This is a genomic window from Shewanella pealeana ATCC 700345, from assembly GCF_000018285.1.
Lineage (GTDB): Bacteria > Pseudomonadota > Gammaproteobacteria > Enterobacterales > Shewanellaceae > Shewanella > Shewanella pealeana.
Genome location: NC_009901.1, coordinates 2,426,237 through 2,444,504, shown reverse-complemented (window position 1 = coordinate 2,444,504; position 18,268 = coordinate 2,426,237). Strand labels below are relative to the sequence as shown.

Sequence of the window (18,268 nt, the reverse complement as noted above, 5' to 3'; positions counted from 1 at the left end):
ATTAGTTTCCTAAAAGTCGCTTCCAAAAACTTGTACTTTTTTTATTTTGTTCATTATTAATCGGTAAAAACCTATCCGCTAAAGAGCGTACATCGGTAACTATTCTGTGCTTTTTTGCTACTTGAGTTATCGGTTTCCCTAAATCTACACACTCGTTCGATAACTTATAATCATTAACGACTGTGTTTATGCTTGATATTCCAATTGCTTCTTCGATATCAGATAATTTTATATTCGAGTTTTTGTTATATCGATTTACAACCAAAGTTATCTGATTTGAATTAATCCCCATCCTTGTCGTCAATTGATTAATCAAGTCTTTGGTTTGACGTAAGTGCATTATATTTTGTTGAGTTACAACTAAAATTGTCGCACTCAATAACAAATTACAATTCCAATCTTCAGGTCCTCTAGAGAAGTCTAAAATAACTTGCTTATAGAACTGACGGTATTTCCACATCAGTTCATTAATACGACTAAAATCAACATCTTGATCTAAAGTAAGAAGTTCGAAGGGCTTAGCAGCAAGTAGGCTAAGGTTTCCTTTCTTAGTCATGGTGCTTTTTAACGCGATCTCATCTAGATCTTCGATAGTTTCAATCACATCACAAATTGAATACTTAGCGTCATAGCCAAGAATATGTGAAAGAGTGCCGTGGTGAAGGTCCATATCCAGGAGTGCAAGATCGCTCCCTTCTCTTTGAGAGGCAACGTCGGCTAAACTAGCGGATATAAAGCTTGCTCCAGAACCAGCCTTGCCGTTTATCACAGCCACCACAGGAGCTAGCTCAGCATTCTTTACGAGTCGGTCAGAAACTTTCTCTAAAGAAGTAAAAAATTCATGTAACGGTGATGATGAAGGAATAAAATCACTAACATCATATTGAAATGCTAATCTTAGAATATTCTGTGGCGTATTAAAGCCGATTAAAATAATGTCGCAGTCAAAATTTGCCGCATAGGATAATGCTTTCTTAGCCTCCAACTCATCTGAAGGCAAGACTAATAACACTAGATTAAACCTATTTTTTTCTTTTGCTAATTGATCATCCTCATAAGTTGACGACTGCCATTTTAAATTTTCAAACTGGTTCAAACTTTCCGTTAGCCAAGTAAGCGTTCGACTTCCATTACTTGCAACAACTGCTTGCACAGGAAAAGGTAAACAATAAGTCATAGGTATTTGTTGGTCATTATTCGAGACACATAGCTCTAAGGGTTTATCCATTACACACCTTACTTCCTTTTCCAATGCAGCTATATTTACTATAGACAACAATCCATAAGGTATTTGATTATTTACCTATTGATTGAAAATGAATTAACTGCAATCAGAGGTCCCTCCCTTAAAAACGCCTAAACTTTCTCTAGGCAATGTAGCTGAAAAAACAGGAGAATTAAGTGTATGTGTAAGACCAGGTACTAGGAATTGATGCTGATAGTTTTGTATTTCAGCTCTAATTAAGCGAACATCACTGCCATACACTAAATCTGTAGCAGCACTTCCATCTAATTGTAAGTAAGTTATAAACAAGTTATCGTTAGTTAGGTTTGGTACTAAATTAGCCCCATTGAAGAGTGCTTGTGAGCGTATATCCGTGTTGACTTGGCATACCACAGCAATTCTAGCTGCACGTCGGGCAGCTTCATGTAGCACATTGTAGGTGTATAGCAACCTACCAACTTCTATAGAAGAAAATAAGAAAAGGAAAAACACACTTGCTACAATCGAAAACTCAACAGCGTATACCCCCCTTGTCCTCTTAATTATTTTCATATTGCCCTCACTGCATAGGTCGAGTTAAGGCTAAAGCCTAGATCAATAGCGTCATTATTGAAGCCAAAACCTGAAAGCTTATCGAAAAAGATTGGTGTCCAATTATAGTCAACGGAGATCACTAAGATCCCACTATCAATCGGAAACTCAGAAATTGAAATATCAGTGATCTCAATCCCAGATAGTAACTTTGAAGTGCCTGTATTAGCGCCGTACATTAAGATATTTAAGGTATCTGAAATACAGTTGTCACAGTTCTGATCAATTAAATCAGACGGCACTCCGTTTCTTGTTGTTATTATGGATTGAGATAAGTGCCTACCAGCATCTCGAATCATTCTGGTCAGCTGACTATATTGGTAAAGCCCGCGACCTAACTCTGCTACAGCAAATATCAGAAACAAAAAAAATGGAACCAGCAGCGTAAACTCAACTGCAGCAAGGCCTTTTTGTTTGTTACTGCTTAATAAATTTAACATTGCTCTCTCCTCATGAATCCGGGCTATCTGGATCCCAGTACAGAACAATCGTTGAACTGTCCCCTTCATAATCTGGGTCTAGTGATGATTGTCCTGAATTAGAACAAGTTTGCAAAAACTCACCCACGATATAAGAGTCCTGACCACTGGTACCCATTTTTTGTGTCAAGAAGAAACAGCCAGTACCTAAAACAGTGACTGGATAAGTACCATGCTGATCTGGGTCGCACACACCAATAACCACTGCCATTTCTCGACGTAAAGCCGCTGCATAAGGATCTGAAGTAGTTGCGCAATTTGGAGGGATACTTGCTCGATTATCGATATCATATTGTGACCACCGATAGGCTGTCGCCATCGAGTCAGGATCAATCGCTGTTTCCATTATGGCGTTGCCATTATCATCAAAAAGAAGATTGCCTTCACTATCTTTAGCTTGAACTTCTACAATAGATACTGGAGTTCCTTCACATATATTAATATCTCTGGGATGATCTTCATTATTAGTGCTCATTGGCCCCCATACACCAAACATGGTATTAAAACCATGTCTTATACCAACTGAATTACCAGGTTTAGTATCTACATCATCTCCTGAACCTATACACTGATCTGGAGAGAAGTTTCCTGATAATGCATCAGCTATCGCTCGTGAACCGTTGTCACCATCTAAATTAATCAATTGAAAATTACCGGCACCATTGGCACTAGGCTGATTTGCACCAATTTTCATCAGGTAAAGATCTTCAGATAGCCCGTAGTTATCTTCTGCTGTAGAATTTTCGTCTCCACAAACCAAAAGTGGTGCGACTCTGTTCACACATAATAAATCCTGACTACGACCAGCAACGGCCGATGCTCTAATTTTTTTATCAAAATTTAGGATATCTGCAAGGAAATTTGAAAGGTTTACGTTTTCAACCCTTACTCGAACATACTCACTTCCTTCTACAAGTATAGGATTGAACGGATCAGGTTGTTCTGAAAACTCCACATGTAAACGTGCTGTTACCTGTGTGGTGTTGAAATCAGGGCTAGACAATGATATTGAATTATTGAGTTCACCATTTTCAGAAAAACCTAGGTTTTGCAGTAATATGGTATAAGCGGCTTGTCTCGCTTCAAACAAAGTCGCTCCTTGCTGTAACTCTTTTGCCGCATTCAAAGCCGCAGCATCTACAGCATTTTGTAAGCGCCCCTTACTAAGCAAAATATGGCCACCATCTAAAGCCAAAGCTGCGAAAGCGAGTATGGAAAACAGCCCAATCGTAAACATCACTAAAATTGCACCAGATTGATTTCGCTTTTCTAAAAGCCTCTGATTTCCACCTTTAATTATTTTGGACATCATAACCTCTACTTTTGCTCAAGCAGCACTTTACAAAATACTAATTACTGCCACCAGAGCTTCTTCCAGAACTATTTGCTCTAATAGAACCCATACTTTTTGAGTCTCCAGGTTTAACACTACTTTCACGATAAGACTGCATTACAGCTTCACCGTAGGTCCCATCGAGATCAAGTATAATACCGTCGTTACGTTCTGCAGCTTGAGGGTCTAATATTTGAACCTGTTTAATTTGATAATGACTTTCTCCCATAGGAAAATCGTTAACCTTTGTACAACCACCCAAACTGAAGCAAATAATAAAAAATATTGCAAAATAATTGATTACTGAAACAGCCTTGTCGTCCCTCATAAGTATTACTCCTCAATTTAAAGTGAATGACCATATTTTTGCTGAGTGCCTGTATCATCTAATTGCGTATCTGATTCGGCAGGTTCATAAGGAGTATCACTACTGTCATCAGAGTTTTCTTTATGGGACAGCTTACCTAACAAGTAAAACTCAACATCTGATGGAAGAACAAAACCATCTGTGGGCAAGGAGATATCTTTTCGATTGAAAGCCCTTACGAGTCTAGGTGTTACTAAAATAACTAACTCACTTTGTCCACTTTGAAAGCTTTTGCTAGTAAATAACTGTCCTAGAACCGGGACATCCCCTAAGCCAGGTAATTTATCAATATTTTCTCTCAATGTGTCACTGATCAAACCACTGATAGCAATCGTTTGACCATCAGCCAACTCGACAGTCGTTGCTGTGCTCCGTTTTACGAGTGATGGTACAACTAATGTAGTAGATGTATTGCCTGAAATGGCAAAGCCATTTGCTGTGCTAATTTCACTGACCACTACATTTAAGTTTAAATTTATCTGACCAGAGTCGAGAACTGTCGGTACAAATTTAACACCGACACCATAGTCTCTGTATTCAATGGTTGTATTGCCATTTTCACCAGGGACTGGAATAGGAAATTCGCCACCAGAGAGAAACTCTGCAGACTGGCCGCTCATAGCCGTAACATTCGGCTCAGCTAATACTTTTGCTAATCCGTTCTGTTTAGCGATATCGAGCGCAAAATTCATCATTAAATCGCCGTTAATATATTGTGCAAATAAGCCCTTAGCATCTATTCCACCAATGCTGCCAGGATCAAAACCTCCACCTCCTCCAACAAGACCACCAGATAAATTTGAGCCTTGATTGAAGATAAAGAACTTGGAGTCAAATTGCCTCGCTACATTTCTTTGTACCTCTGCAACGACCACTTCCAACATGACTTGATGGTCGCCTCCAATGGTCATCATATTAAGCACTTTACTCGGAGCTTGTCCTCCAGCTGCCGCTTCGGCATAACCTTGGGCTAACTCCACCGCAGTATTCATTTTTTGTAAGTTTGATGCTTGCCCGCTTAATAGCAATTGTCCTTGAGAAGTCTGCACACCTAATTTCTCAGTAGGAAGGAACTGATATAACCTAGTCTTTAAACCATTTAAATCATGGGTCACCTCAATATCCATTATTCTTGCTAGTTGCTCATTTTTATCCCATATCATGACATTTGTGCTGCCTAGCTGTTTACCCAAAATATAAAGCTCGTCATTTGGAAGAAGTTTTATATCGGCAATACTTGGATTACCTACTGACACTCTATGTACAGGTCCCTTCAGCATTAATACTCTTGATTTAAAAATCGGGATCAATTGGACATCATTTCTAGCTCCTGCCGTTGGTCCTCCTGCATAAGCGGTTGATAGCTGTAATAATGCCAATAAACAAACAATTGAACAGTGGCGAAGGAATGACATGTTATTCTCCTTAAAACATGAATCTATTTGATCGATGCTAACAAATTAATTGTTGTCGATTTTTATCTCTTGCTCACTCATGCCTTTAAGCAACAAAACCTTATTTGTGCTAGCTTCAGATACTCTGGCAAACTGTGCGACTTTAACAGTTTGAGAAAGCACTTCTTTATCAGTCTTTTCTGTTTTATTCGCTTCTTCAATATCTGCTAATTCTATAACTGCCGTGTCATTGGGATTTCTTAATGCCAACTGCAAAGAACCTCGACTCTTGGCAATCATCAAGGTTTCAGCCTGCTCTAAGCTTAATTCTAATGTTACCGCTCGCACTAAGACTGGTTTGTTCTCATCATTCGATGCTTTTTGGTCGATAGCGAGAATTTTCACGTTTGAAAGCACAATGTCCGTTTTTAGACTAGGAGTTGTAAAAATATTGATAATATCGACTCTGTTGCCAGGCAGTAGGAAACCAGCCACACCAACAACATCGTTTACCCTTATCGTAACAGCACGCATTGTCGGGGTAATCAAACTGGCTAATGTGCTCCCCTCTCCTTTAGGAGTTATTCGCTCTTTGCGTAATACCTCCCCTTGATAAAGTCGATGCTTGACCACAAACCCTTCTGCCTCGGTAATATCCGTGATAGCCCCTTCTGGGATTAAATTGTCAGCCACTGGAGTTAAGGCGAGATGCTTTCTTTCTATAATTGTCCCCAAAGGTACCTCTGTCACCATAGTCATCACATTGGATGTTGATGCTACTGCTTCTGTTTTAGTATTTGTTTTCAGCCAGTTCTGCGCAAGATAAACAGCAGTAACTCCAAACACTAATGACAAAATGACAAATAAGACGGTTTTATTATTCATTTGTCGCTCCTAAAAATGTAACCTTTCTATACAAAATATATTGACCAAGAAGAATCAACCAAGGATGGCGTAACCACAGGTTCAAATTCCATAAAACTAATTTGATCTGACATAATCCCCAGCAGATCCCTGGGATAACATGGGATTAGCGGTTTCTTATATCGCTTGTGGTATTCAACTAATAAGTATTGAAATACCTCTTCAGTACAACTTAGGCCTAAATCTTCGCAGACTTGAAACCAAATTTTTTTATACAGTTCTTCATCTAAGGCATCGAAATGAATTTTGTAACCTAGACGTCTTAAAAAGGCTTCATCTACTAGCTCCTTTGGATCAAGGTTAGTAGAAAATAATAGAATTAGTTCGAAAGGGATCTCAAAATGCTCCCCAGACTGTAGACTTAAAAAATCTCTTCGCTCTTCCATAGGAATAATCCAACGGTTAAATAGCTGTTTAGCACTGATTTTTTGTCTACCTAAATCATCTAACAATAAAATTCCGTTGTTTGCTTTAAGTTGAAGGGGAGCCATATAAGTACGGCTGTGACTGTCGAACTGAACCTCTAGCATTTCAGCCGTCAACTCCCCCCCGGTAATTCGTAGTGGTCTTTCACACTTGAGCCATCTTGGATCATGTCCCTCAGACAAGTTAAGACTGTTTCCCTTACCTCCCTCATCAACTTTATGGTGTAATTCAGGGTCGTAAACTTGGATGACTTCATTCCCTATCGCAATCGCGTAGGGAATTAGTACACTGTCTCCTAATGTCAAATTCAAATGACGACATAAGTAACTTTTTCCAGTACCTGGAGGGCCGTAGATAAGTACTGGCCGACTGGAGTTCATTGCTGGACCAATTTTAAAGAGTAAATCTTTCGGTAAAACTAACGCTGACAACCCCCTTTCAAGCATTTCAAAAGTGATAGCCTTTGATCTGCTAGATTGTTTCTGGCAAATATCCGAATACTGTTTCAACGGAACAGGTGCTAGACCTAAATATCCATTTCTAGACAAAGCCAGCTTTGCATGGATCTCTCCACCGGCACTAAGTGCATAACGCATCTGCCCATCTGAAGTTGTTTGTCTATTTTCAACCCAAGCTAAGGATTTTGCAGTATCCAGCAGTTGTTGAATAATACCACCTGTTACACCAATCAAATTTACGAGCTGCTCTCGAGTTAATACGCCTGCAGACAAGAGATGTTTAGTCACCAAGTCAAGCAATAAAGATTCAGATACTCCGGTTTCTTTAATTGTTTTGGGCCGCGGGGCTAGCTGAGGTTCCATTTGTAAGCCTGGGGCAGTTGAAGAGGTTGACTCATGAGCCTGCTCTTCTCTAGGTATATTCATGGCACATGTCCTACGAAAATAAAGAGTAACTGATAGTTGAGTATAAGTATGTAATATCTGGATTTAGAGAACAGGCCCATAACCACCCAATTGCGAGAGCTGGGGCATAGGGAACCCTTTGTCCTGCAGCCTCCCCCTCTTCAGGTTTAAAATAGGTTCTCAAATAAAAGCAATCCCAATAACGTCGTACCGTTTTGAAACAACCGCTTAGACCTGATTTCCATATCACTAGTAATAAACTTGTTATTGCACCAGCAATAATGGCGTATGCAATACTCCAAACTAATAATTGTGGCCCAATTAATGCGCCTATTCCCATCATAAGTTTAATGTCTCCCGCGCCTAGAATTTTGAACATAAAGGTCGGAAACAAGATAATAAATGCGAGGCTAAAACCGATAAAAGACAGCATAAGTCCATTTAATTGAGCAAAATAACTATTAATTAAAAACCCGCAAAAAATAGCAATTAAGCACAACCAATTTGGTATTTTTTCTCTGACTAAATCAAAGGTAATCGCTAAAACAAAAAATACTCCAGCGGTGACGACTTGAAATAGCAATTGATTATCAGCCATAAAATTCCCTAAACTTGCAACAGAAGATTACTCACCTTAAGATGAGTAATCTTTAATCCCTTTGATTTTGCGGTTTTAAGGGGTTGTTGTTGTACAATCAGCTGAGTTACCATTTACAGCTGAAGCTAAACAATCAATTTTATCCGTTGCGTTTGTTCCTAAGGTATTAAATGCTGCAATCATGCCACCAACAACTAAGCCTCCCGCGATTGCATACTCAACTGCAGTTAAGCCACTTTCATCCTCTACAAACTCTTTTAATAAAACTTTGATATCCATAATGTATCCACCTATTCGTCCTATCTAAAAATGAGCTACAACTAGTTCGGCTACAAACGCAAAATTTAGCTTATTGCTTAAGTAACGCTGTTAATAAAGGTAGCAAAGGTAAAATCAAGTCTCCATATGGAATAATTCATTGGTCTATTTGTTAGTTACTGAAGCTATTTCAATTATCCCTTCCAGCTTTAATTTTTCACTGTAAAATCTCATTCAACATCGCTCAAAGCTCAATATCTACTGTGATATCGACTCATTTCGACGGATATTTTTCTTTATGGATTAGACAAACTTAGCTTATTAGTATTCAAGTGCATGACATAACAACCGGAACAGAGGTGAATAACTTGTAAAATCAGACCACTTTATTATTCAATAAAAAATCAGTAGAAAATGATAAAGCAGGAAAACCAAGGTGTTTGAGGGGATAACAGCGAATGTGCAGAATATTTACGGAATAAAGACAGTTCTAACATCGAACCATGCTGTATTCGTCATCTTTGCTGCTCGTATAGTGAAGACTGGCCTAAAATCGCTCTATTAATTTATATACGCTAGATATCTCATATTTAATGCCAAACTGTTTCTCGATGTAGAGCTGAATGTCTACGCCAGTTAATTTTACTTTTTCTCCATGATAACTCTTATTTTCAATATGATTTTGCAACTGAACCAGCTGTTCTTGATTGAGAATGCTGGGTCTTCCACGATGGGGTTTCTCTTTTAATCCTTCTAATCCACTTGCTAAATAGAGGCTAATCCAACGGTTGACACTGGTGCGGCTAACTTTGAGAAAGTCGGCAATTTGATACCTTGACTTCCCATCTTGAAAATGTAAAACCGCCAATAACTTAACCTTCATCCTTGCATTCTTCTCTTTTCTAATAAGCTTGGCTAACATGGTATTATCATGGCAAAAACTGTCCATTTTGATCTCCTAACTTTCTCTTATTTGCAAACGGCCATCTTTATCAATCCAAACATTTTGATAAATGATGTTAATTGGCAGCCTGCTTCTCAGTCTGAAATGCATTGTTTTGTTGGTTTTAAGCGCTTTTTGAAATAAATGCTGCGTTTGTAAGGGCTCTTTGCTAATTAAGTAATGAGCAAATCGTTCTGGTTCAGAAAGCCTAATACAGCCGTGGCTAAGGGCTCGATTAGCTCTTTTAAACAAATACTTATTTGGTGTGTCATGGAGAAAAATGGCACTAGTATTTGGGATTGTAAATCGAAATTTTCCTAAGGCGTTTTTATCGCCGGAGCGCTGAACTAAAGTACTCGTTTTTAGCTTGTGCTTCAAAATAGCAGTATCCATACCTGCGAGATTAGAATCTTCAATCCCTGTTTTGTAACTCTTAAGTACAAAATTATTATTCCTCAAATAGTTAGGGTGTTCATCAACGCTTTTCATTATATCCTGATAAATAATGCTTGCGGGTGGAGTCCAGGTCGGGTTAATAGTAACAACACTCACTACCGTGTTTAATTCTGGCGTTTTACTGCTAGGTTTTCCCACTATGACAGGCATTTTTAGCTGCTCGACACCATTTTTACTGATCCGTAACGTATAATCGGTAAGATTGACAAAGACGTATTCTTGCTCTTCATCAAACTTTTTTAGGCTTAATTTTAAAGCCTTCTGTAGTTGAACGACTCTGAAGCTAGGCTTGGTATTAATGGATAACAGTGTTTGATTTCCCAGTTTGCCATCAACTGATAAACCATGCCTTATTTGAAAGCGTTTCAGACCCGCCTCAACACTAGGATCATAAATACTCTCTCGGTAAGCAGCTATAGTATGAGGCTCCATATCCCCAAGTTTGACTAAGACCCACCTGAGTTTAGCAACTTCTTTGACTCTTAAGCCTAACCTAAGTTCTATAGGATTTATCATCGGCCACTGAAAGCGATCTAACGCTTTATATTGCTTAATTAGCCTTCTATAACTTGCTATATCCTTTCGCTTAATTAATTTTAGATACTGTTCAGTTGATAATGAGAGACTTGTAAATTCAACCTGAAAAAGCTCTTTATTCAATAGCTTAACTAAACCTACAGTATTAGTTGACTCAGCAGCACTGTCTATTACACCTAGATCGAATGCGAGCGAACTCAGCTGCATGGCGACACTTTGGTTATCTAAGGACACTCTAGGAGCGATATCCGCATGTACTACAGCGGAAAAAGATACTATCAGCAAGCGAACAAGGAGTTGGCACCAAAAAGCTTTTACTCTTTTCACCGAATCGCCCCCTATCTAGCACTATGCGAACATCAATAATAAAACAGATTTAGAATAAAGATTGAGACTAGCTAAAACCAAACTAATCAAATCAAATCGATGTTCATTTCATAGGTTTAGTACAGAAATTGTCTATTAGGCAAGGTGTTAAACTATATTTTTGTAAAAACCTAAGTGACTTAATGTATGGGGGTCAGAAGACTATTGACTTATCTTATATTCAACTTTTTTCTAAAGCTATTCTATAATCAATATGGTCTTTAGCTATTTTCATCTTTTAATGAATTTAAACATCAGGATATGCCCATGAAACGAGCTAGGCGTAGGCTGGATATTACCGAGGTTCTCTTAACTACTTGTGTGATAGTGTTATTATCATTAAATGCTAATGCTATGTATACAGACTACCAGCTAACCCAAGTCTTACGAACAACAACCTCATCAGGTTCGAGTTTGGCTGAGCGTTACCTTATTCTTGGAAGCTGGCCAGCGTCAAAAGACTACGATTTTGCTTCTTCTTATATTGACTATCCCATTAAAACTAAAGATAAACATGTAGATGAAGAGGAGATGGAATGATTGAGTCTTCAGAACCACATCAGCCAAGGATTAGTCTGACTCGGGTCTACTTTAGAACTCTGGGCATTTTACTTGTATTTACTCTGCTTTTATTTAACTTTAAGTCCTCACTTCAAACCTACTCGGTAATGTCACTTGCCACGACAATGAATAGCCTAGACAGCGATTTTTTATCTGCTCGCGGATTAATTTTAGACGTCAGCTATTTTTTCGCAATTCTATTACTGCTCCATATTATTTGGTCAGGCATAATAACTATTTCAGCTCTAGCGCCTTGGTACCAAAATAAAGATAAACATCAATCCGATGTTTATTGGTTATTACTTATATGCCTTCATATTACTTGTTTGATTGCAATAAACTCTTATTTATATCCAACGTCATTAGTTTCATACTTCAGACACACGCTTCTTAGCAATCCACTAATTTGGGGAGGGATTACATTCTTTTTGATCTTAAGCTTTTATCGTGGTTTACTGAGCTTAATGTCTAAGGCTGTAGTCACTTCTACCTCGATATTAGCAGCCATCGTTCTCATCTCCCCTTTCGCCTCAACCAACAAAACGAGTACTGACAACTCTGACAAACCAAATATCATTATTTTAGGAATCGACGGATTGAGGCCTGATCATTTGGAATACTTAGCCGCAGACCCGAAAATCGCGCCAAACTTGAACCGTCTACTCAATAAAATGACCATATACTCAAATACATACACCCCTCAGGGGCGAACTTACGTTGCGTGGATGAGCCTCCTCACAGGCCAGTATCCTGTCAGTAATGGCGTTAGATTTAATTTAGCCCCGCCAGAATTGGTTGATAAAACACTACCAATCATTGAGTTATTAAAATCAAAAGGTTATCACACAACTTATGCTATAGATGAGCGTCGTTTCAATCAAATAGACTCAAGTTATGGTTTCGATAATACTGTTGGGCCCAAGGCTGGTGCAGCAGATGCTTTTATAACTGGTTTAGGCGACCTACCTTATTTTAATATTATGCTAATCCATCCCTACTCAAGTAAAATACTCCCATACTTATACAATAATAGAGCCTATGGAAAAGCTTATTCTCCAGTAACATTTAATAAAACCGTCATCGGAAGCCTACCCCCTGAAAAACCAAATTTTCTGGCAATGCACTATTGTCAATTACATTGGCCTTATACGTCTAAAGACTTCATACCACAGCCATTAGACAGTTGGGATGGCAATTATAATCACTATATGTATACACAAATGATACTCAGCGTTGATAAGCAAGTTAATGACCTCTTTAGTCGCTTAAAACTAAAAGGCATGCTCAACAATGCAATTGTTTATATCATTTCTGATCACGGTGAAAGCTTTAAGCTAAGTGACCACCAAGCAATAAACACTCAAAATTCAAGTTCAATGCCAACAACTAAGTCGTGGGGGCACGGCACTAATATTTTGGACCAACAGCAAACTCAGGTTCTATTAGCTCGAGCAGATTTCAGCGATGGCAAGATAATTACTGCAGCAACAGTGATGGATGGACTTTACTCTTTAGTCGATATTGTGCCGACATTATTAAGCTCATTAAATGTTTCAACTGAATCAATTGCAAGTCAACAAGCCATTCAATTAGATGGAGAGGTTCTTCCCAAAACTGCAGATGATGTTTTACTCAATAGATACGTTTATGTGGAGTCTTCCGTCCCTGTTAAATCCATAAATAAGAGCTTTATCGACAAAAAAGATGTCATGTCAGAGACTGCTTCAAATTACGAAGTGAGAGATGATGGTAAAGCCTATATGCGTCCGCAGAACTACATAGAGCTTATCGCGAAAAAACAGCGTGCTATATATTTTCAACACTGGCAATTAAGCCTATTACCAGACTTTGACTCCCCAATACTTTTAAATACTAAAACAAACGAAATTTATGTCGCTGATGAGTATCATGGTAATTTTAACTGGCGACCTATGCTTAATGCGCTATGTAATCGATACAAGGGAGATCCGGGGTTTGATCCTGGCTCTTTTTGCAATCAGATAGATGTCGTAGTCACTCATTAAATTAACTGCTAATGCTATGATAATACTCATAGAAAGACTTTTTAGTGGCTCGCCCTATTTGAGTACAAAAAAGAGCACCTAAGGTGCTCTTTTTATTCAATCTATTTCTACCAGACTATTATTCTTCTGATATACGCTCTAATTTTGCTAAGTAGAAACCATCAAAACCGGTTTCTGCTGGGCTTATTGTCTCATCTTCGATGAATCTGAAGTGCTTATTCTCAGCAAGAAATGCGTCAATTTGATCGCGGTTCTCTTCTGGCATAATTGAGCATGTCGCATAAACCAATATGCCGCCTACTTTCACCATACGACTATAGCTTTGCAAAATATGCTTTTGAAGCTCGACCAGTACAGGTAAGCGCTCTGGGGTATCACGCCATTTTGCGTCAGGGTTACGCTTCAGTACGCCTAAACCAGAGCATGGTACGTCTAGTAACACTCTGTCAGCGGTTAGCTTCAAACGCTTAATGGTCTTACTGCTGGCGATAATTCGAGTTTCTACGTTATGAGCACCTGCTCGGCGCGCACGCTGCTTCAGGTTATCAAGTTTCCATTGCTCTACGTCCATCGCGAGTAAACGACCTTTTCCCTGCATTTGTGCAGAAATAGATAAGGTTTTACCACCAGCACCTGCACACGCATCTACGACTCTCATTCCAGGCTTTGCATCAAGCGCTAATGCCACTAATTGAGAACCGGCATCTTGCTGCTCAAACCAACCTTTCTTAAAGGCTTCGGTTCTAAATAATGCAGAATCAGAAACAACTTCTAAGGCTGTATCGACGCCTTCAACGCTAGCCGTTTGCACTCCCTCTTTACGTAGCGCATTGGCAAGTTCATCGCGTGTGCACTTTAGGATATTTGTACGCAAAAAACGTTTAGCAGGCTTGTTTAGCGCAGCTCTTTCTGCAGGCCATTTATCGCCCATCTGAGCTTCACCCATTTGGTTTAGCCAATCTGGGCAACCATCCCATAGTACCGGTTGCGCTTTAGCAGACTCGATACGGGAGGCCAAATCTGCAGTATCGACTTGTAACGAATACTGCATTTTAGGCAAAGGTAACTCATTAAAAAGATGCCAAACATTTAATAGACGTGAACCTAAACGAGCCATCTCTTCAGGTGTCACATCTGATAAGTAACAGTAAAGGTTCAATCTTCTTAGTATATCGCCCACAACAAAGGTGATACGCCCCTGCTCTGTCGGCTCGAGTTTTAAGCCGGAAAAATGTTGAGAATAAGCACGATCAAGCGGCTTACCCTCTGATAAAACAAGGTCGAGAATACTGATCACAAGTTCATTTGAGCTGGGAGATAGCGAAGATTTCAACATTAAAAAAGTTACCGTAAATAGAAAACGCTGGGATCATAGGAGCAAAGCTTAAAATACGCAAGCTAACAGCTCCAAATCCTATAATAAAAGCGGTTGCTTAAGGGGAAATACACTCAATGAGGGGATCTAGCTGCTATAAGCACCCTTTTACTACTATATGAGGGGACTGTCTTTCAGATTATTTATGCTTGCTTAGCTTTTAAGCTAGAGTAAATGCTTGTGATTAGTGATTTACTTATGCATTTTTAAGAAAGAATAGTATAAATTATGGACTACATTAGATGACTAGCAATCAGTGAGGAGATGCCGCTATTATCTAGCGGCATCATCATTTAACTTTTTAGTAGGTAGTCACTGCCATCTTTAGCGGTAAATACTTGATCTTGCATAGAAGATGCAACCACAGTGTTTTCGATGTTAATCAAACTGATCCAATACTCATGCCCTTCTAGCTGTATATCCTGAAGGTTGGCTAGGTCTCGATTAGTATTTGCCTTACTCCTATCGAAAGTTAACTCCACATGACCCCCCTTGTCCTTCAACAGAATCGCTGTAGGTTCACTTTTATGACCGTTTAGCGCAACAAACTGCTTAGGCTGGCGTAATCCTGTTTGGCTGCCATCTGCCATGAACACCAATAATTGCTGATAATAGATCACATAGCTACAGGCATTTTTATGAGAACCATTAGCGAGTGGAAACTTGGCATCTAAAAAATCTTTTGCACTTAAGGCCGTTACGTCATTACTTGCCACCTCGACAAGTTTCACATCAACAAGTTCTGCACCAATATAATGACCGTTATTGTTATTTACTTGAGTACTAGTATTCGTTGTTGATATATCCATGGCCTTACCCTCATACTTTTGAAACTTGGCTCGTTATCAGTTTGAATCACAATCAATGCGTATTCCGTTTTCTGATTGCTTGATTTGTAGTCTAGTGTAATTTTCATTACAATTTCACAATAAAAACTTTACATTGTGAATTTTACAGAATGAAAAACAATCAAAGTTTAATCAGGAAGTCACATTTTTTAGGCACAAAGATCCGAAACTTGAGGAAAAGAAACCACCTCACGATGGAAGATCTCTCCGCCCGGTGCGTACGCGTAGATCCCGAATCGGCTCCCTCTGTGTCCTACTTGTCGATGATTGAACGCGGTAAAAGAGTACCAAGTGCTGGAATGCTAGCCGTTATTGCCGCCGTTTTTCAAAAAGAGCTGGACTGGTTCCTAGATGATGTCCCCGAAGACGATGCGATTACGCCTAATAAAGGCCGTCGTGGCGGGATTAGTGGTATGGCGTTAGAGCCTAGCTTTCTATTTTCCAACGATATTTTACAAATTGCGATCCCGGAGATGTTATCGCAAACTGGAACCACGGGTAGAGAATTTGCCCACCTATTAATTCGCGCACATCAGGAACATCATCAGAACCACTTTCCCGATCTTGAACGTGCCGCCGAGGAGGTAGGCAAGAAACGCTTGCCGCTGGCGATTAACGATCTCAAGGATATCGCTAAGTCGTTAGGATTAAAATTAAAGTGGATAGACAGAACGCCACAGGAAGTGGTCGATGAAATGGGAGTCAGCACCACGCACGTTGTGACCTCCTTTTTCGAGCCTCCTTCAACCATCTATTTGAACAAGATGCTTAAATCATTTGTGACTAGACTTAAGTATGACTTAGCTGTGCATATAGGCCATTGCGTCCTTCACAATAAAGATGGCCTAAAATGCGTCTTAACAGCGGGAAGACGGCATACTGCGGCCGACGATGAAATTAGCACTCCTGTTTCATCGACACTAAACGCACAAGATATTTTACATGCTTGGCGTGATTTCGAATCCAGCTTCTTTGCCGGCGCTCTGCTCTGCCCTAAGGTGCCCTTCAGGCAACTTCTAGACCGTCACGGATACGAAATTAAGGTCAATGAAGCTTTAGGGATCTCAGCGTCGGTAGCAATGCGCCGCATGACGGTAGTTTCGCCTTATCCACATTGGCATTACTTCGATGCTTATGCTCCTGGAAAGCTTAAGGCTGTATATAGAGGCAATGGTATTCCACTACCTTGGGGAAATATGCGAGTAGTAGAAGATCCTTGCCAACATTGGGCCGTATTTAGAATGATTAACGAGCCTAAGGTCGGTACATCAGCTCAAATCTCCATACTTGATGTTGCCGAAAAACCAAGGATCTACTGCTGTGAGTCGATAAAAGTAGAAGATATGGCTGGTAATAACCACGTATTATGCGCTGGAATCGATCTTAACCCTGCGATTGATGCTCAGGGCGGCGACGCCGCGTCTATTGCTGCAGAGTTAAAGCAATCCTGCGCAAGCAATAGTGGCTCGGTTGAGATGCCAACGAGTATTAAAAAAGATTTGATGAGTGTTGCCAAAATCCTCAACATCAATTGGATTGAAAGAGGCATTCAAAACGAGGCTAGATTAATATGCTCAAGAGGTGCGGTTTGTCCAAGGCAACCTAGCTGTTATCGAGCGGGTAAATCTCAGTGTAGTGAGAGCTAGATACGGTTTAATAGTGATGCTATCTGTTGTCCCTTAGCTCGGGGCAATAGAGGTAATCAAAAGATAAGCAGCATGCTGCTTATCTTAAACAACGTGATTATTACAGGCTCTTGGTTCCAAAAGCTGTACCTTGTACGTTTATACACTGCTCTGAATAGCCAACACCAAACGAGAGAGTGTCATCTATGGTCACGTCGGTAATGATCACAGTCCCTTTAATCGCATTTTTCGCGGCCTCAATGGCACGAGGCGAGGAAACACTGTCGCCCATTGGGAATAAATACAAGAATTGAGTCTGACAACTCTGTCCAGAAACGGGGCCTAGCCTAACGAGAGGACTGCTTACCTTTGCATCTTGATAGGTATTGGTGACAAAGGAGCCATGATTGGCGATATTGCACCCCAACATGGCAACTGAAACCCCCAGTATTAAAGCGAGCCTAGAAACCTTTGACGCCATAAATTACTCCTTAGTCTTAACTCACTTCTTTATGAAAAGATAAATCTTATCGATAATGTTTTGAATAAAAATCATTATTTAACTTCAATGATTTCATATTCACGTTTATTACCTGCAACATTCAAACTAAAATCATCTCCTTGGCGTTTATTTGCCATAGTAATGCCTAATGGCGACTCTAGTGTCACAACCATAATTGAATCATGCTCATATGCTATCTTTAGTCCGCCAGCTCCTGGACCAACAAAAAGGTATTGGTTTTTACCATTTTCATCCATCAATAGGACTAATCTTCCTAATTCCACTTTAGGTTCCTTAGTCCCCTTACTCTCTATAATCGAATTTGAATTTAGCCGAGTAAACATGGCTTCAAATGCTCTAATATCGGCTTGGCATTGGGCAACTCTCACGGATTGTCCGTGGGCGAGATAAGATGCTTCTAAACCAAAGGTTTCATACTTACTTTTAGCAATACTCTCACTATCGGTTGCCGTTTCATGAGCTCGCTTAGCAGCCACTGTAGCACTCGCAAGTGCTTTATCAAGCTCCAACCTGATTAGCTGGTGAAACTGATTAATAGATAACACTTGTTTA

Annotated in this window: 19 protein-coding genes; 3 read left to right on the top strand and 16 right to left on the bottom strand. The window is 39.6% G+C overall.

Features of this window, described 5'->3' with window-relative positions:
• Position 1: 1 nt before the first annotated feature.
• From SPEA_RS10585 to SPEA_RS10530, 12 genes are all read right to left on the bottom strand, one after another.
• Complete coding sequence (locus tag SPEA_RS10585) at positions 2–1,228, bottom strand: CpaE/TadZ family protein (RefSeq protein WP_012155254.1); 1,227 nt, start codon at positions 1,226–1,228, stop codon at positions 2–4.
• A gap of 93 nt (positions 1,229–1,321) precedes the next feature.
• A complete protein-coding gene (locus SPEA_RS10580) occupies positions 1,322–1,777 on the bottom strand; it encodes a TadE/TadG family type IV pilus assembly protein (protein ID WP_012155253.1) in 456 nt (151 codons plus the stop codon).
• Positions 1,774–2,256, bottom strand: a complete 483-nt coding sequence (locus SPEA_RS10575; protein ID WP_012155252.1) for a TadE/TadG family type IV pilus assembly protein — start codon at positions 2,254–2,256, stop codon at positions 1,774–1,776. The genes SPEA_RS10580 and SPEA_RS10575 overlap by 4 nt, the downstream gene beginning before the upstream one ends.
• A 10-nt stretch (positions 2,257–2,266) precedes the next feature.
• Positions 2,267–3,607: a TadE/TadG family type IV pilus assembly protein gene (locus tag SPEA_RS10570; protein ID WP_223296587.1), complete on the bottom strand. Its 1,341-nt coding sequence runs from the start codon at positions 3,605–3,607 to the stop codon at positions 2,267–2,269.
• Between the two features lie 37 nt (positions 3,608–3,644).
• Positions 3,645–3,956, bottom strand: a complete 312-nt coding sequence (locus SPEA_RS10565; RefSeq protein ID WP_223296586.1) for a hypothetical protein — start codon at positions 3,954–3,956, stop codon at positions 3,645–3,647.
• Positions 3,957–3,973: 17 nt separating this feature from the next.
• Complete coding sequence (locus SPEA_RS10560; RefSeq protein WP_012155249.1) at positions 3,974–5,410, bottom strand: type II and III secretion system protein family protein; 1,437 nt, start codon at positions 5,408–5,410, stop codon at positions 3,974–3,976.
• A gap of 45 nt (positions 5,411–5,455) precedes the next feature.
• Positions 5,456–6,274, bottom strand: a complete 819-nt coding sequence (cpaB, locus tag SPEA_RS10555; RefSeq protein WP_012155248.1) for a Flp pilus assembly protein CpaB — start codon at positions 6,272–6,274, stop codon at positions 5,456–5,458.
• 26 nt (positions 6,275–6,300) lie between these two features.
• Positions 6,301–7,623 carry a DUF8689 domain-containing protein gene (locus SPEA_RS10550; RefSeq protein WP_012155247.1) on the bottom strand — a complete coding sequence of 441 codons (1,323 nt, stop codon included), beginning with the start codon at positions 7,621–7,623 and terminating at the stop codon, positions 6,301–6,303.
• Positions 7,624–7,633: 10 nt separating this feature from the next.
• The gene (locus SPEA_RS10545) at positions 7,634–8,200 is read right to left on the bottom strand and encodes an A24 family peptidase (protein WP_012155246.1); all 567 of its coding nucleotides are present in this window, start codon (positions 8,198–8,200) and stop codon (positions 7,634–7,636) included.
• Positions 8,201–8,275: 75 nt separating this feature from the next.
• A complete protein-coding gene (locus SPEA_RS10540) occupies positions 8,276–8,479 on the bottom strand; it encodes a Flp family type IVb pilin (protein WP_041410921.1) in 204 nt (67 codons plus the stop codon).
• A 526-nt stretch (positions 8,480–9,005) separates the two neighbouring features.
• Positions 9,006–9,407 (bottom strand): helix-turn-helix domain-containing protein, encoded by a 402-nt coding sequence (locus tag SPEA_RS10535; RefSeq protein WP_012155245.1) that lies wholly within the window; start codon positions 9,405–9,407, stop codon positions 9,006–9,008.
• A 9-nt stretch (positions 9,408–9,416) separates the two neighbouring features.
• Entirely contained in the window at positions 9,417–10,721 is a 1,305-nt protein-coding gene (locus SPEA_RS10530; protein ID WP_012155244.1) for a L,D-transpeptidase family protein, read from the bottom strand.
• A gap of 306 nt (positions 10,722–11,027) precedes the next feature.
• Between SPEA_RS10530 and SPEA_RS10525 the strand changes: the two genes are divergently transcribed.
• Both SPEA_RS10525 and SPEA_RS10520 read left to right on the top strand, forming a co-directional pair.
• Positions 11,028–11,300 (top strand): hypothetical protein, encoded by a 273-nt coding sequence (locus SPEA_RS10525; RefSeq protein ID WP_041410920.1) that lies wholly within the window; start codon positions 11,028–11,030, stop codon positions 11,298–11,300.
• Entirely contained in the window at positions 11,297–13,345 is a 2,049-nt protein-coding gene (locus SPEA_RS10520) for a sulfatase-like hydrolase/transferase (protein WP_012155243.1), read from the top strand. The genes SPEA_RS10525 and SPEA_RS10520 overlap by 4 nt, the downstream gene beginning before the upstream one ends.
• A gap of 118 nt (positions 13,346–13,463) precedes the next feature.
• On the opposite strand, the gene SPEA_RS10515 is transcribed toward SPEA_RS10520, so the two are convergent.
• Positions 13,464–14,681 (bottom strand): RsmB/NOP family class I SAM-dependent RNA methyltransferase, encoded by a 1,218-nt coding sequence (locus tag SPEA_RS10515; RefSeq protein ID WP_012155242.1) that lies wholly within the window; start codon positions 14,679–14,681, stop codon positions 13,464–13,466.
• A gap of 332 nt (positions 14,682–15,013) precedes the next feature.
• Positions 15,014–15,529 (bottom strand): aldolase/citrate lyase/malate synthase family protein, encoded by a 516-nt coding sequence (locus SPEA_RS10510; RefSeq protein WP_012155241.1) that lies wholly within the window; start codon positions 15,527–15,529, stop codon positions 15,014–15,016.
• Between the two features lie 149 nt (positions 15,530–15,678).
• Between SPEA_RS10510 and SPEA_RS10505 the strand changes: the two genes are divergently transcribed.
• Positions 15,679–17,214 carry a DUF3612 domain-containing protein gene (locus SPEA_RS10505; protein ID WP_012155240.1) on the top strand — a complete coding sequence of 512 codons (1,536 nt, stop codon included), beginning with the start codon at positions 15,679–15,681 and terminating at the stop codon, positions 17,212–17,214.
• A 100-nt stretch (positions 17,215–17,314) separates the two neighbouring features.
• Here the strand turns inward: SPEA_RS10505 and SPEA_RS10500 are convergent, their stop codons facing one another.
• Both SPEA_RS10500 and SPEA_RS10495 read right to left on the bottom strand, forming a co-directional pair.
• Positions 17,315–17,674, bottom strand: a complete 360-nt coding sequence (locus tag SPEA_RS10500) for a TRL domain-containing protein (RefSeq protein ID WP_012155239.1) — start codon at positions 17,672–17,674, stop codon at positions 17,315–17,317.
• Positions 17,675–17,748: 74 nt separating this feature from the next.
• Positions 17,749–18,261, bottom strand: coding sequence for a GreA/GreB family elongation factor (locus SPEA_RS10495; RefSeq protein ID WP_012155238.1), 513 nt, complete (start codon positions 18,259–18,261; stop codon positions 17,749–17,751).
• Between the last annotated feature and the right edge of the window lie 7 nt (positions 18,262–18,268).